This window comes from Sphingomonas sp. P4_G3, assembly GCF_056401105.1.
Window position 1 is genome coordinate 71,726 of sequence record NZ_JBFUJZ010000012.1, and the last position, 14,949, is coordinate 86,674.

Here is a 14,949-nt window from a genome sequence, read left to right on the forward strand (position 1 = left end):
CCTGATTGCCCGCGGCACCCTACATAAAGCGGCGATGCCGCCCACCGAACTCCCGCCGACCAAGGATCGCCCGCTGATCCCGACGCTTCGGCGCTTCCTCCCTTATCTGTGGCCCGCCGATGCGCCGGGGCTCAAGATACGCATCGTCATCGCGATGACCTTCGTCGTCCTGTCGAAGGTGGTGCAGGTCTATGTCACGGCCTATGCGCTTCGCTACGCGGTCAATGCGATGTCGGGACGCAACGATTGGGGCGTCGCCAACGTCCCGCAGTTCGTCATGCTGATGGTGATCGGCTATGCCGCCGGGCGCCTGTCGGGCGTCGTGTTCGACAATCTGCGCAACGTCGTATTCGAGCGCGTCGGCCAGGAGGCGACCCGGCAGCTTGCCGCCACCGTCTTCCGCCACCTCCATCGACTGTCGCTGCGCTTCCATCTCGAGCGCCGCACCGGGGCGGTGACCAAGGTCGTCGAGCGCGGCACCAAGAGCATCGACACGATGCTCTATTTCCTGCTGTTCAACATCGCGCCGACCCTGCTCGAACTCTGTTTCGTCATGCAGATTTTCTGGTCGAATTTCGGCTTGTGGCTCGACGTGGCGACGTTGGTGATGATCGTCGTCTATATCGGGTTCACGCGCATCGTGACCGATTGGCGCAATGCACTGCGCACGCGGATGAACGATCTCGACACCGGCGCCGTGGCGCACGCGGTCGACTCGCTGCTCAACTTCGAGACGGTCAAATATTTCGGCGCCGAGGAACGCGAAGCGAGGCGTTACGAGGCCGCGGTCGGCGCCTATGCCAATGCCGCGGTCAAGAGCGAGAACAGCCTGGCCTGGCTCAATATCGGCCAGGCCCTGGTCACCAATTTGATGCTCGGCGGCGGCATGGTGTTCATCGCCTGGGGTTGGGCGCACGGCCGCTTCTCACCCGGCGACGTCGTGTTCGTCTCGACCTTGCTGACCCAATTGTTCCGCCCGCTCGACCTGCTCGGCATGGTCTATCGCACCATCCGCCAGGGCGTGGTCGACATGGCGGCGATGTTCGACCTGCTCGATACCGGCGCCGAAATCGTCGACGCGCCCGGCGCGCTGCCGCTCAATATCGACCGCGGCCATATCCGGTTCGAGGACGTGCATTTCGGCTACGACCCGGGCCGCGACATCCTGAAGGGCATCGATCTCGATATTCCGGCGGGCAAGACGCTCGCGGTGGTCGGACCATCGGGCGCGGGCAAGTCGACGCTCGCGCGGCTGATGTACCGTTTCTACGATCTGACCGGCGGGCGGGTCACGATCGACGGCCAGGATATCAGCACGGTCACGCAAGCCAGCCTGCGCGCCGCGATCGGCATCGTCCCGCAGGACACGGTGCTGTTCAACGACACGATCGGCTACAATATCGCTTATGGCCGCGAAGGCGCTGGCGAAGAGGAGATCGTGCGCGCCGCCAAGGGCGCGGCGATCGCCGGCTTCATCGAGCGCCAGCCCGACCAGTACGAGACGCGGGTCGGCGAACGCGGCCTGAAATTGTCGGGCGGCGAGAAACAGCGCGTGGCGATCGCCCGCACCCTGCTCAAGGACCCGCCGATCCTGATCCTCGACGAGGCGACCAGCGCGCTGGACAGCCGCACCGAGGCCGAGATCCTCGGCACGCTCCAGGCGATCGAGCGCGGGCGCACGACGATCGTCATCGCCCATCGCCTGTCGACCGTGGTCCATGCCGACCAGATCGTCGTGCTCGACAACGGCCTGGTCGCCGAGCGCGGCACGCATGCCGAGCTGCTGCGCAAGGACGGCCTCTATGCCGATATGTGGGCACGCCAGGCGCAGGAACGGCAGGAAGCGCTGGCGGCGGAATAGGTTGACGCAAGCAGCGGTTACGCGGTCAATGCGGGCATGATCCGCTTCCTGTTAGCCGTCGTCCTGGCACTTGTCGCCGCCCCAGCCCTCGCCGATCCTACCGACGGGCTGCAACCGCCAATTACCGTTCAGTCCAAGTTCGTCCCCGCGCGGACGGTGCAGATCTGGCTGCCGCCCGGTTACGCGACCTCCAGGCAACGCTACCCCGTGCTCTACCTCCACGACGGGCAGAATGTGTACGACACGCCGTCGCCCTTTTCGGGCAAGAGCTGGGAAGTGCATCGCGCGCTCGACCGGCTGATCGCGGCCAACAAAGTGCGGCCGGCGATCCTGGTCGCGGTGTGGAACACCGACAATCGGCTGGGCGAATATATGCCGCAAGCCGCGGTGCCAGCGCTGGGGGCGAAGGGCGATCCGGCCTCGGCCGACCTGTTCAAGAAGCTGCCGGTCGAACGTGCCAGGATCGTCGGCGACGCGTACGTCAATTTCCTCGCGACCGAGCTCAAGCCGCTGATCGATCGCCGCTATCGCACGTTACACGGCCCCCAAAACACCATGCTGATGGGGTCGAGCATGGGCGGGCTGATCTCGGCCTATGCGGTGACGCGCTATCCCAAAATGTTCGGCGCGGCGGCGTGCCTGTCGACCTCGTGGCCGATCGGCGACGGGTTCGCCGAACGCTGGTTCGAGGCGCATTTGCCGCCCAGGACCGCGCGGCTCTATTTCGATTACGGCACCGGGACCAATGACGGATCGATCGAGCCGTTCCAGCACAAGCTCGACGCGGCGGCCGGACCGCGCGGCGGTGGCTGGGTCAGCCGGGCGTTTCCCGGCGCGGAGCATAGCGAGCGCGCCTGGCAGGCGCGGGTCGATATCCCGCTGACCTTCCTGCTCGGACGCTAGATAAAGAAAGGGGCCGTTCCCCGGCCCCGGCGCGGCCGCCCTATCGCGGCCGCCGGTTGGCGAGCTGGCTTGCCTACCCCTCCCGCTCGCCGCGAAGGGGTGCGTCCCGGTCAGGCGACCGGGACGAACGAGGTGGCGGCGTTGACGAGAACCATCGTGCAGACGAGCGCGCTGAACACCGAAACCGCAACCTGCTGAGCCGAAGCGAAACGAACCGACATGATCTTAACTCCCTATTGTGGATGGCTATCGGACCATCCGACGACCATGCCGACTGGTTTGCAGGGAGCGTGCCAGTTTTATAAGCTATTGATATTACTGGATTCGTAATTTTCGGAAAGCGCGTAATGGCGATTTTTACCGAGATGAAATTGCATTTTGCGCTATATGTCGGTGAATATTACCGATCCGATTGGATACAATTGCGGCCATCTTCCTTGGCGGCATAGAGCAGGCGGTCGGCACGGCCCATGGCGGAGCCGATCGTGTCGTCCGGCGCGACCGGAGTGAGCCCCGCAGAGAAGGTCACCGCGCCCAGCGGCGCGTCGGTTTCGCGCAGGCGATAGCGTTTGGCGGCGACTGCGGCGCGCGCGCCCTCGAGCGTCGACAAGGCGTCGGCCGGGGACAGTCCGGTGAACATCACGACGAATTCCTCGCCACCAAAACGCGCGACGAGATGCTCGTCGCAGCCCACACGCAGTGCTTCGGCGATCGCTTTCAGCACGCGATCGCCGACCGCATGGCCGAACCGGTCGTTGACCGACTTGAACTTGTCGACGTCGCAGATCGCGATGCAGATATTGGCACCGTCGGCGACGGCCGCGGCAAAGGCGTCCTCGAACGCGCGGCGATTGGGCAGGCCGGTCAGCGGGTCGCGGCGCGCATCGTCGCGTGCTTGCTCGAGCTCGTGGCGGAGGCGGTCGGCCTCGTGGGTCGCTTCCTGCAATTTGGCCTCGGCCGACGAGACGCGGTCGAGCATCGAGCTCGCCATGCGCACCACCTCATCGATCGCGCTGCCGTCGCGGGCATCGCGCGCATCGCGGATCGCGTCGCGCGAGGCGCGCAGATCCTGGCCGAACCCGCGCGCATCGGCATGCATCGCCCGCACCGTGTCGCCGAAATCCTCGACCTGCATCTGCGCGCGCGCGACCAGCGATTGGGCCTTGGTGTTGTCGGCGACGACGGTGAGCTGCGGCGGCGACTTGAGGGTGGGCGCCGAATCGCCGCCGGCGGTCGCCGGGGCCCCCATCACCGCCCTGCCGCCAAGCTCCTCGATATCGCGCGAGCTCAGCCGCACGCCGCCATCGGTGATCCGCGCGACGGCGGCGGCCAGCGGCCCGCGTGGGTCGCTCAACACTTTGTGGGCAAAGGCGTAATGCGCCGGATCGACGCTCAGGCGGTGCCGCGCGAGGAATTCGCCGATCGCGGCATAGAGCCGATCCGATGCCTTGGATGAATTTTCTACGGCGCTCGCCACCGTCCGCTCCCTTGCCAAAATCGCACCTGGGCGATGGCAAAGTCCTAGCCGCGATAGGCTAAGATCGCGTTTGCGAACCTATCGGATAGGTAGCCGTTGCGTGTGACTACCTATCCGTCTTTGTGACAACGACGGCACCGTCTCAGCGAAGCTGCAAAGACCCTATTTAAGCGCCTTGACCGCATCCAGCGTCAGTTTGACGTGGTCGACGTACGACAGGTCCGAATGGACGAACCTGATCTTGCCGTCGCGGCCGATCACGTAGCTGGTGCGGTTGGTGATGTCGCGCGCCTTGCCGGTCTTGGGATCGGTGAACTGCTTGCCGAGCGCGACGTCATAGGCGCTGACGATGCGCGGCCCCGCGCTCGCCACCGGGAATTTGCCGGCGCATTTCTCGGTCGAGAATTTGACCAGGGTCGGCACCGCGTCGGTCGACATGCCGATCACCGTCGCGCCGGCGGCCTTGAACTCGTCGATATGTTCGGAGAATTCGTGCGCCTCGGCATTGCAGCCCGACGTATAGGCGGCCGGGAAGAAGTAGAGCACGACCGGCCCCTTCTTGAGCTGATCGGCCAGATGCAGGCGGAACACCTTGCCGTTGATCGCGCCGCGCGTGGTGAAATCGGGCGCGGCGGCACCGGTCGACAGCGCCGCGACGGCGGGGACCGCGATCAGGGCGAGCGAAAGGGGAAGAAGGCGAAGCGGCAGGCGCATGGACGACTCTCCGAAGGATAGAGCAGGGGGCGGCAAGGCGAGCATTTCCTAGACCCGCGGAGTGGTGGACGCCAGCGCGGAGATATGGCGTTGGCCTGTGAACCCCTCTCCCGCCTGCGGGAGAGGGAGGGGCCCGCCGCCGTAAGGCGGTGGGAAGGTGAGGGTCTTCTGTCTTCTTCTGTTTCGACACACGCATGGAAGAAGAAAGAAGACCCTCACCCAACCCTCTCCCGTAAACGGGAGAGGGCTTTTGCGCATCAGTAAACCCGCTTCTTCGGCTTGATATAGTCGATATCGTCGGTCAGCGTGTAGTCGTGGACCGGGCGGTAATCGAGCGTCACGCTGCCGCCCTTGCCGCCCCAGCCGTCGAACGTCGCGATGGTGTGCTTCATCCAATTCTTGTCGTCGCGCTCGGGGAAATCCTCGTGCATGTGCGCGCCGCGGCTCTCTTTTCGGTTCGATGCGCCGCGGATCGTGACAACAGCCTGGCCGAGCAGATTGTCGAGCTCGAGCGTCTCGACCAGGTCGGTGTTCCAGATCAGCGAGCGGTCGGTGATGGCGACATCGGCGAGCGATTTGTAGACCACGTCCATATGCCCGACGCCTTCGTCGAGCAACGCGGTGTCGCGGAACACCGCGCAATGCTTCTGCATCGTGCGCTGCATGTCGGCGCGGATCTCCGCGGTCGGCTTGGCGCCCTTGGCGTTGCGGAAATGGTCGAGCCGTTCGATCGCCTGATCGTCGGCGGCGGTCACGACGGTGCCGTGCTTCGAATCCTTGCGGATGATCTCGGCGATGCGCTTGCCGGTGGCGCGGCCGAACACGACCAGGTCGATCAGCGAGTTCGAGCCAAGGCGGTTGGCGCCATGGACCGAGACGCAGGCCGCTTCGCCGACCGCGAACAGGCCGGGGACGACCGCATCGGGATCGCCGTCCTTAAGATGGACGACTTCACCATGATAATTGGTCGGGATGCCGCCCATATTGTAATGGACGGTCGGCGTGACCGGCAGCGGCTGACGGGTCAGGTCGACGCCGGCGAAGATCTTGCCGGTCTCGGTGATGCCGGGCAGCCGTTCGTGCAGCACCTTGGGATCGATATGATCCAGATGCAGGTAGATATGGTCCTTGTTGGCGCCGACGCCGCGGCCTTCGCGGATCTCGGCGGCCATCGAGCGCGCGACGACGTCGCGGCTGGCCAGGTCCTTGGCCGAGGGAGCATAGCGCTCCATGAAGCGCTCGCCTTCGGAATTGGTCAGATAGCCGCCTTCACCGCGCGCGCCTTCGGTGATCAGCACGCCGGCGCCGTAGATGCCGGTCGGGTGGAACTGGACGAATTCCATGTCCTGCAGCGGCAAGCCCGCGCGCAGTACCATGCCGCCGCCGTCGCCGGTGCAGGTATGGGCGCTGGTCGCCGACTGATAGACGCGGCCATAGCCGCCGGTGGCCAGCACGGTGGCATGGCTGCGGAAGCGGTGGATCGAGCCGTCTTCCATGCAGAGCGCGATCACGCCCTTGCACTCGCCGCCTTCCATGATCAGGTCGAGCGCGAAATATTCGATGTAGAAATCGGCGTCGTACTTCAGGCTCTGCTGATAGAGCGCGTGGAGCATGGCATGGCCGGTGCGGTCGGCCGCGGCGCAGGTGCGCTGCGCGGGCGGGCCTTCGCCCATATTCTGCATCATGCCGCCGAACGGGCGCTGATAGATCTTGCCCGCATCGGTCCGGCTGAACGGCACGCCGGCATGTTCGAGTTCGTAGACCGCGGCCGGGGCCTCGCGCACCATGTACTCGATCGCATCCTGGTCGCCGAGCCAGTCCGAGCCCTTGACGGTGTCGAACATGTGCCAGGTCCAGTGATCGGGACCCATATTGCCCAGGCTGGCGGCGATGCCGCCCTGTGCCGCGACGGTGTGGCTGCGGGTCGGGAACACCTTGGTGATGCAGGCGGTCTTGAGGCCGCTTTCGGCGACGCCCATGGTTGCGCGCAGGCCCGAGCCGCCCGCGCCCACCACGACGGCGTCATAGGTGTGATCGATGATCTTGTAGCTGTCGCTCATTACGCCCCCGCCAGCGCCGCGCGCAGGATCGAGAAAATGGCGGTGACCGCGATCACCGCGAGGAAGAATTCGATCAGGACGATCGTCACGACGCGACTTTCGTCGTGCTGATAATCCTCGATCAGCACCTGCAGCCCTAGCCGCGCATGCCAGCAGGTCGAGATCACCAGCAGGATAAGCGGTACCGCGACCCAGGCCGAGGCGATCCAGGCATGGACGGTCTCAAAATCGAACCCGCCGAGCCGGGTCAGCGAGATCATGAACCAGATCAACAGGAACAGGTTCGATCCCGCGGTGATGCGCTGGCGCCACCAATGATGCGCGCCTTCCTTGGCGCTGCCGAGACCGCGGACGCGGCCGAGTTCGGTGCCCTGGCCCATTATTTGGCGACTCCGAGGATGACGTCCTTGAGCAGCACGCCCCAGAACAGAAGAGTGATGAGGATCGAGAAGACGATCGTCAGGATCGATCCGGTCTTGTTGGTCTTGAGCTCATAGCCGGCGCCAGCATCGAGGAAGAAGTGCCGGATGCCGCTCATCATATGCTGGAACAGCGACCAGCTGAGCCCGACGCCGAGCACATAGCCCAGGATGCTCCAATAGCCGCCCGAGAACCACGACACGAACCAATCGTAGCTTTCCTTGCCGCCGCCGAGCGCCGCCAGCCAGCAGGTGAACAGCAATCCGCCGACGATGGCGAGACCGTCGCCGGTGGCGCGGTGAAGGATCGACACCAGCATGTGCGGACCCCACCGATAATGCGTCAGGTGGGGCGAAATCGGGCGGTCGGGTTTGGACGGCGTGGCCAAGTAAAGTCCCCTGCGAAAGCGCTGCGCCCTCTTAGCCCCGGAGCGTCGGGATGCAAGGGTGGGGCTAGCACCTAAATCCCCTCTCTCGCGCTCTTCCTAATTCTTCAATCGGATGGATGAGAAAGAAGAAAGAAGGAGAAAGAAGAAGACCCTCACCCAACCCTCTCCCGCAAGCGGGAGAGGGCAAATGGGACTCGTTGCGATGAAAGCGGACTATTTCCCCTCTCCCGCGTGCGGGAGAGGGAGGGGCCCGCCGCGAAGCGGTGGGAGGGTGAGGGTCTTCTTATTCTTCTTTGGTCCGCCGGATCAGCGCCTCGCGGAGGACGTGAATAACGCCGTCCAAGTTGCTCAAAACGTCATTGTTCCAGAAGCGGAGAATCTCGAAACCTTCGGATTCGAGGAAGGCCGTCCGCTTGGCGTCACGTGCTTCGCTATGTTGCCCGCCATCGATCTCGACGATCAACATCGCCTCCAAGCAGGCGAAGTCGGCGATGTACGGCAGCAGGCTGTGCTGGAAGCGGAATTTGAACCCGTCGATCTGGCGGTTGCGGGCGGCTTGCCAGAACTTTTCCTCCGCGTCGGTTCGGTCGCGGCGGAGTTGGGAGGCGTGTTCGCTTATCTGACGGCGGACGGGTCGCATGCGCAGGATTTTAGAAGAAAGAAGACCCTCACCCAACCCTCTCCCGTGAACGGGAGAGGGCAGATAGATCCAATCTGGTGGTATCTCCCCCTCCCCCATCCTAACCCTGCCTTAACCAAGTACGCGCTAGCTCTGGCGTCCGACCGGCTAATTCCTCCCAGCGGCCGGTAAGGCGGAGAAAAATCGTTGAGCACGCATGACTTGCCCGTCCCCGGCGCCATCGCCGCGAAGATCGACCTTCGCGCGCGGTTGAGGGTGTTCGACTTCGACGGCACGCTGGCCTCGTCGAGCCGCGAGGCCTGGGCCGTGCTCGAGCCAGAAATCCACGCTATTTCCGAAGCTTATTGGCAGCAATGGCTGCGGTGCTTCGCCGACGAGCGGATCTGGGCGACGCACGAGACGCAGAAGATGATCGACATCGGCTGCGACTTTCTGCGCAACCGCTTCCTCGACACGTCGGGCCGCGCCTGGGTCGAGTCGATCGAGCGCTCGGTCGCCGCGGCGTTTTCCGCCGATGTGTCGCCAATGGCATTGCTGTCGATGATCTCCGCCAGCGACCGCGCCGCGTTGGGCGTGATGGTGGCACGAATCGATCGCGACGATCCCCGCCTGCCGATGCTGCTCGACACCCTGATGCGGCTCTCCGCGCTCGAGGGCGAGATCACCGTCGATATCTATAATTCCTATCGCGAGCATCGGGCACAGGGCGCGCGCGACCGGCTGTCGGTCGAATTCCGCGACGGCATCGCCGCGATGGTCGAGCGCGCGACCAGCGAAGGCGCGACGTTGCGCGACCAGGCTGCTCGCAGTTCGGGATCGGCGCGCGGCATGATCGACAAGACCGCCGAAGTCGCGGCCGCGGCCGAGCAATCGGCCGTGGCGATGCGCGAGGCGGCACAGACCGCGGCGGGCCTGATCCGCGCGATCGAGGATGCCCGGACCGAAGTCGAAGCGGCGGCCGAAATCGCCACCCGCGCCAGCTCGCAGGCTGGCCAGGCGGTCGAGACCAGCGGTGCGCTCAGCGATCACGCCAAGTCGATCGAATCGATCCTGGGGCTGATTCGCGACATTGCCGGACAGACCAATTTGCTCGCGCTCAACGCGACGATCGAGGCGGCGCGCGCCGGTGACGCCGGCCGCGGCTTCGCGGTGGTGGCGCAGGAAGTGAAGAGCCTGGCCAACCAGACCGCGCGCGCGACCGACGATATCGCCGCCAAGATCGCCGCGATCCAGTCCGCCACCCGATCGACCGTCGATACCAATGCATCGATCAAGACCACCGTCGCCGAAGTGCAGGAAAGCGCCAACCGCATCCGCTTCGCGATGGAAGCGCAGGCGCAGACGGTGACCGCGATCACTGCCGCGGTCGACGAAACCGCGCTTGCCGCCGATTCGATGTCGAACACCATCGCCACGATCCGCGAGGACACCGAAGCCGTCGCCAACGAAATCGACGGCGTCGGCAAGGGATTCGATTCGCTCGACGGTCAGCTCGGGCAGCTCAAAGCCAGCGCCAGCGACTTCGTCGCCAAGGTAGCGGCATGAATCCAGGAGAGGATAACGTGGGAGAAACTCCGTCGGTCGTTTGGCCCGACGAATTGCGCCAGGCGCTCAAGCGCGACCTGCCGCCGTTCGACTGGGATGGTCAGGTCGCGCCGATCTGCGCGGAAATCGTGCCGATCGTCGAACCGCATTATGAGAGCATCTGCCGCGTCTTCTGGGATCATTATGTCGCGCATCCCGCGACCGCGCACGTCCGCGCTTATTACACGCCGGAGAAGTTCGACGCGCAGATCGCCGGCAGCGTCGTCTATATGCGCGCCAAGTTCGAGCACCCGCTCGGCCGCGACTGGAAAGCGATGGCCTGCGCGCATGCCCGCGACGCGGACCAGGCCGGCGTCCCGCTCGCGCCGTTGCTCTCCTCGCTGGCCGCGGCGCACCAGGCGACGTTGCGCGTCGTCGGGGAAGCCTGCGCCCAGGATGGTGTGCGCATGGCACGCTATTCCGATGTGATGCTGCGCGTGTCCTTGGTCGAGGCGCATCTGCTGACGAGCTATATCAGCCATCTGGTCAGCACGCGCGCGCAGGAAGCGCGGCTGGAAAGTTCGCACAAATTCCGCGAATCGATCGCGGCGTCGATCGAAGGCACCGCGCAACTCGGCAACAAGATCCGCGGCCAGGCGGCACGCACCTCCAATTCGGCCCAGGGCATGCTCGACAAGACCGCCGAAGTCGCGGCCGCAGCCGAGCAATCGGCCGTGGCGATGCGCGAGGCGGCGCAGACCGCGGCGGGACTGATCCGCGCGATCGAGGATGCCCGGACCGAAGTCGAGGCAGCGGCCGAGATCGCCACCCGCGCCAGCTCGCAGGCCGGCCAGGCAGTCGAGACCAGCGGTGCGCTCAGCGACCACGCCAAGTCGATCGAATCGATCCTGGGGCTGATCCGCGACATTGCCGGCCAGACCAATCTGCTCGCGCTCAACGCGACGATCGAGGCGGCGCGTGCCGGTGATGCCGGGCGCGGCTTCGCCGTCGTCGCGCAGGAAGTAAAGAGCCTGGCCAACCAGACCGCGCGGGCGACCGACGACATCGCCGCCAAGATCGCCGCGATCCAGTCCGCCACCCGATCGACCGTCGAGACCAATGCCAGCATCAAGGCGACTGTCGCCGAGGTGCAGGAATCGGCGTCGCGCATCCGGTTCGCGATGGAATCGCAAGCACAGACGGTGACCGCGATCACCGCCGCGGTCGACGAAACCGCGCTTGCCGCCGATTCGATGTCGAACACCATCGCCACCATCCGCGAGGATACCGAAACCGTCGCCGCCGAAATGGGCGCGCTGGCGAGCGACGTCAGCGATGTCGACGACCGGCTGGGCGGGCTGAAAGACGCAGCCGACCAGTTTTCGACGAGCGTGGCGGCGTAACTTTCAAATTCCCCCGGAAGGGAGGGGATCTAGGCGCAAAGCTGCTTGGTGAAGAGCTGGGTGGGGACGCATATTCCTGTCGTCATCCCAGAGGGATCCTCCCGTCGCCCCAACATACTCCGGTCACCGCAGCTTACTCGTCCGTCACCCAGCGCCTACCGTCACCCCAGCGAAAGAACATCGGGTTGAGCATGCCCCGCATGCTCAAGGATCGTCCGGGGGACGATCCGACCCGATGTTGGTCTCTGGCGGTGACGCGATGCCGCTTGAGATCCCAGCTTTCGCTGGGATGACGAGTTTTGGCAAGTCGATCGCTTTAAGAACAACGGCTTATTTGGGTTCTCGCCTAGGGCAAACTGGGTAGAAACCCATTGAAAAGCCGTCTGTCGGCAAGCGACCCAGCAGCGGTCGTTCGCGTTCGTTCTTGAGATTCCTAAAACCAGTCGCCACAGCTATCAACGTAAGCCTTCGTGCGGCACTAATTTGGGCGAACCAGAATGCTGAAAAATATTCTGCACTTTGGTCGAAGCAAGCCGGATGGCCGGGTCGGCTATTCGTATGTCTCCAACGCGGACGACTGCCCAATGAGTCTCGCGCAAACGGGGCAGATCGTTCGAGTCGAGGGCAAAGGTCCGCCGTGGATCGTCGTTGATGAAGCGCCTACCACGGCGATACTGGCACGGTGGCCGGGAAGACTGTGGAAGGTTTCCATCATCGAAGCAGCGCCCGAGAAGGATCAACCTCTCGCATACGCGAGGTATGTCCGCGCCTTGGCTGTGAAGGTGATCGACGAACAGAACCCGGCGCGACTGTTCGGCGAGCAAGGTGAAGGGGTGTTGACCATCCTCAATCACGCCGCGGTGTTGACTCATGAGATTGCGCTGCAGCTGTCGTCCGTACGGCATCCGGATGCGCCAACCACATATGATCGTGTTTTCCGTCGTTGGGCCGATGCCGAAGGTATCGAGATCGGATATGATGAGAGTCTTGACGGCACTTTGCGCGTCGGATCGATGCCACATGGATCACCGATCTACGAAGGATTGAGCGTCCTTCACACGGTCGTTTTCCAAAGAGCGAAAATCCTCGGCGGAGAGGCAGCGACGACCATCGAGGATGAGGATGAATATCTGAACGAGCCGTGGCAAACGGCCGGAGCAGTTCTCGCGGATGCAGCGCTTGCTCTGGGCGCGCCAAAGTTCGTAAGCGCTAGTGACCAAGCCATTCTGCTAAAGGGATGGGCCGGCTTAGAAGATCGGCGGCTGTGATCTTCAGTTTCTATAAAGCTGCCTTTCCGCTTCCCACCCAGTCTCAGACGTTCGCGTGCTGTAGGCCCGATCCGGGAGCGGTCGGACCGTTATCGACCCGATCATGGACATTCCGTTATCCAGCGGGCAAGCTCGGAGGCCGTCGCTCTACGCGGCGTCGATGAATTGGGCGGTCGGGTGGCATTGGCTGGAGGTCTCGTGGCGAACGCTTTTCCGCACGGCACTGTCCACGAAGCAGGGGACGACCTGCAAGCAGCGCTGCGATCGGATCCCGAACTCTTTGCGCTGTGGGAAGGCCTGACGCCGCTCGGTCGCAACGAGTTCATCTGCTGGGTCGACGATGCGAAACAGCCGGCGACGCGCCAACGCCGCATCAGGCGAACCTGCGAAGAATTGCTGGAGGGGAAGAAGCGACCATGCTGCTGGGTCGGCTGCATCCATCGCACCGACAAGGCGCCGAGCCGATGGCAACAAGCCGTGCTGATCGATCAGAAGGGAAAGAATGGCCGATAAGCCGGGCTGGAGGCGATGTCCGGTTTGGCTCCTTCACCTCATCCCCGATCCCGCGAAGAATTTGAATCAACCCCCCACCTGGGAGGCATTGCCCGTCGCGGATGCACCCCGTAATCGCTGGCCATGACCAACATCCTCCTGACCGGCAGCAGCCGCGGCATCGGTGCTGCGATCGCGCAGGTTCTTTCCGCCAGCGACGGCATCCGCCTGATCGGGCACGGTACCGCGAGCGGCATTGCCGCCGATTTCGCCGACCCGGCCGGCCCACGCCAATTGTGGGACAAGGCGCTGGCCGAGCTCGGCAGCATCGACGTCGTGATCAACAATGCCGGGGTGTTCGAGGACAATCCGATCGACCTTGGCGACGACGACTGGGTCGCCGGCTGGGAGCGCACGATGCGGATCAACCTGACCGCGAGCGCCGAATTGTGCCGGTTCGCGGTTCGGCATTGGCAAGAGCGCCAATCGGGCGGCCGGATCGTCAACGTCGCCAGCCGTGCCGCCTATCGCGGCGACAGTCCCCAGCACTGGCATTATGCCGCGTCCAAGGCGGGCATGGTGGCGATGACCAAGTCGATCGCGCGCGGCTACGCCGCCCAGGGCATCCTCGCTTTCGCGGTCTGTCCGGGTTTCACCATGACCGGCATGGCCGAGGAGTATCTGTCGAGCCGCGGCGGCGATAAATTGCTCGCCGATATCCCGCTCGGGCGCGTCGCCGATCCGGAAGAAATCGCCAATGCGGTCGCCTATCTCGCGACCTCCGCACCGCCGTCGATGACCGGCGCGGTGATCGACGTGAACGGGGCCAGCTATGTCCGTTGAGGCGGAGCGCACGATCGACAGCTGGCGGCTGACCCTGCCGTGCACGCGCGCCGAGGCCGAGGCGATCGATGCCGCCGAGATCGCGATCGACGCGGTGCTGATGACGACCGAGGAAGTCGAGGACGATGTCGAGCGCTGGCGGCTCGATGCCTATAGCGAGGCCGAGCCCGACGCGGCGATGATCGCGGCGATCCGCGCGCTGGTGCCGAGCGCGGCCGATGTCGCGCCGCTGGTCGAGCCGCTCTATGACGAGGATTGGGTGACGTTGAGCCAGGCCGGGCTCGAGCCGATCCGCGAAGGCCGCTTCGTCGTCCACACCAGCGCGCATCCGATCGATCCGCCGGCGGGCGGGCGCGCTTTCCTGATCGATGCCGGGCGCGCGTTCGGCACCGGGCACCATGCCACCACCTCGGGCTGTCTGAAGATGCTCGACGCGATGGCCGAGCGGCGCTTCGCCAATATCATCGATATCGGCACCGGCACCGGCCTGCTCGCCTTTGCCGCGCGGCATTTGTGGCCCGAGGCGCGGGTGATGGCGACCGATATCGACCCGATGGCGATCGACGTGACGCGCGAGAATGCCGAGGCGAACGCGATTGCCGGCGTCGAGCTGATCGTCGCCGACGGCGCGCTCGACGACGCGATCACCGCGGCCGCGCCTTATGATCTGATCATCGCCAATGTGCTCGCCGGGCCGCTCGTCTCGATGGCGCCCGAACTCGCGGCGATCGCGACGCCGGGCGCGACGATCGTGCTGGCGGGGCTACTCGAAACGCAGCGCGATCAAGTGGTTGAAGCCTATGCCGCTTGCGGTTGCACTCTGCTACAGACCGACCGGCGCGGCGACTGGACGATCCTGAAGCTCGAAGCCGGCAGGGTCCGCTATGTGCCGACCAAGCCGTTCGATCCCAAGGGCCGGGACGGCTGGGCGTTGGATATCTGATTCTCGAAGGGGG

At 64.6% G+C, this 14,949-nt stretch carries 14 protein-coding genes; 8 read left to right on the forward strand and 6 right to left on the reverse strand.

Annotated elements, in window-relative coordinates; genetic code table 11:
* Window positions 1–34: 34 nt before the first annotated feature.
* Window positions 35–1,861 (forward strand): ABCB family ABC transporter ATP-binding protein/permease, encoded by a 1,827-nt coding sequence (locus tag AC1DQQ_RS20480; protein ID WP_478032376.1) that lies wholly within the window; start codon window positions 35–37, stop codon window positions 1,859–1,861.
* 36 nt (window positions 1,862–1,897) lie between these two features.
* A complete protein-coding gene (locus AC1DQQ_RS20485) occupies window positions 1,898–2,764 on the forward strand; it encodes an alpha/beta hydrolase (protein ID WP_478032374.1) in 867 nt (288 codons plus the stop codon).
* A 400-nt stretch (window positions 2,765–3,164) separates the two neighbouring features.
* On the opposite strand, the gene AC1DQQ_RS20490 is transcribed toward AC1DQQ_RS20485, so the two are convergent.
* The 6 genes from AC1DQQ_RS20490 to AC1DQQ_RS20515 all read right to left on the reverse strand — a co-directional run bounded on the left by AC1DQQ_RS20490 (window position 3,165) and on the right by AC1DQQ_RS20515 (window position 8,499).
* Window positions 3,165–4,241: a GGDEF domain-containing protein gene (locus AC1DQQ_RS20490; RefSeq protein WP_478046602.1), complete on the reverse strand. Its 1,077-nt coding sequence runs from the start codon at window positions 4,239–4,241 to the stop codon at window positions 3,165–3,167.
* 162 nt (window positions 4,242–4,403) lie between these two features.
* Complete coding sequence (locus tag AC1DQQ_RS20495) at window positions 4,404–4,955, reverse strand: peroxiredoxin (RefSeq protein ID WP_478032372.1); 552 nt, start codon at window positions 4,953–4,955, stop codon at window positions 4,404–4,406.
* Between the two features lie 257 nt (window positions 4,956–5,212).
* Window positions 5,213–7,015 carry a succinate dehydrogenase flavoprotein subunit gene (sdhA, locus tag AC1DQQ_RS20500; RefSeq protein WP_478032371.1) on the reverse strand — a complete coding sequence of 601 codons (1,803 nt, stop codon included), beginning with the start codon at window positions 7,013–7,015 and terminating at the stop codon, window positions 5,213–5,215.
* The gene (sdhD, locus tag AC1DQQ_RS20505) at window positions 7,015–7,395 is read right to left on the reverse strand and encodes a succinate dehydrogenase, hydrophobic membrane anchor protein (protein ID WP_478032370.1); all 381 of its coding nucleotides are present in this window, start codon (window positions 7,393–7,395) and stop codon (window positions 7,015–7,017) included. Before sdhD ends, sdhA begins: the two co-directional genes overlap by 1 nt.
* Window positions 7,395–7,754, reverse strand: coding sequence for a succinate dehydrogenase, cytochrome b556 subunit (gene sdhC / locus AC1DQQ_RS20510; RefSeq protein ID WP_478032369.1), 360 nt, complete (start codon window positions 7,752–7,754; stop codon window positions 7,395–7,397). Before sdhC ends, sdhD begins: the two co-directional genes overlap by 1 nt.
* 352 nt (window positions 7,755–8,106) lie before the next feature.
* Window positions 8,107–8,499 (reverse strand): endonuclease domain-containing protein, encoded by a 393-nt coding sequence (locus tag AC1DQQ_RS20515; protein ID WP_478032367.1) that lies wholly within the window; start codon window positions 8,497–8,499, stop codon window positions 8,107–8,109.
* A gap of 165 nt (window positions 8,500–8,664) precedes the next feature.
* Here AC1DQQ_RS20515 and AC1DQQ_RS20520 point away from each other — a divergent pair, with 165 nt between their 5' ends.
* The 6 genes from AC1DQQ_RS20520 (at window position 8,665) to AC1DQQ_RS20545 (ending at window position 14,936) form a co-directional block, all read left to right on the forward strand.
* Window positions 8,665–10,008, forward strand: a complete 1,344-nt coding sequence (locus AC1DQQ_RS20520) for a methyl-accepting chemotaxis protein (protein WP_478032540.1) — start codon at window positions 8,665–8,667, stop codon at window positions 10,006–10,008.
* A gap of 17 nt (window positions 10,009–10,025) precedes the next feature.
* Window positions 10,026–11,390: a methyl-accepting chemotaxis protein gene (locus tag AC1DQQ_RS20525; protein ID WP_478046603.1), complete on the forward strand. Its 1,365-nt coding sequence runs from the start codon at window positions 10,026–10,028 to the stop codon at window positions 11,388–11,390.
* Between the two features lie 497 nt (window positions 11,391–11,887).
* Entirely contained in the window at window positions 11,888–12,658 is a 771-nt protein-coding gene (locus AC1DQQ_RS20530) for a hypothetical protein (protein WP_478046604.1), read from the forward strand.
* 198 nt (window positions 12,659–12,856) lie between these two features.
* Window positions 12,857–13,171: a YdeI/OmpD-associated family protein gene (locus AC1DQQ_RS20535; RefSeq protein ID WP_478046605.1), complete on the forward strand. Its 315-nt coding sequence runs from the start codon at window positions 12,857–12,859 to the stop codon at window positions 13,169–13,171.
* 123 nt (window positions 13,172–13,294) lie between these two features.
* Window positions 13,295–13,993: an SDR family NAD(P)-dependent oxidoreductase gene (locus tag AC1DQQ_RS20540; RefSeq protein WP_478046606.1), complete on the forward strand. Its 699-nt coding sequence runs from the start codon at window positions 13,295–13,297 to the stop codon at window positions 13,991–13,993.
* A complete protein-coding gene (locus AC1DQQ_RS20545; protein WP_478046607.1) occupies window positions 13,983–14,936 on the forward strand; it encodes a 50S ribosomal protein L11 methyltransferase in 954 nt (317 codons plus the stop codon). Before AC1DQQ_RS20540 ends, AC1DQQ_RS20545 begins: the two co-directional genes overlap by 11 nt.
* Window positions 14,937–14,949: the final 13 nt, after the last annotated feature.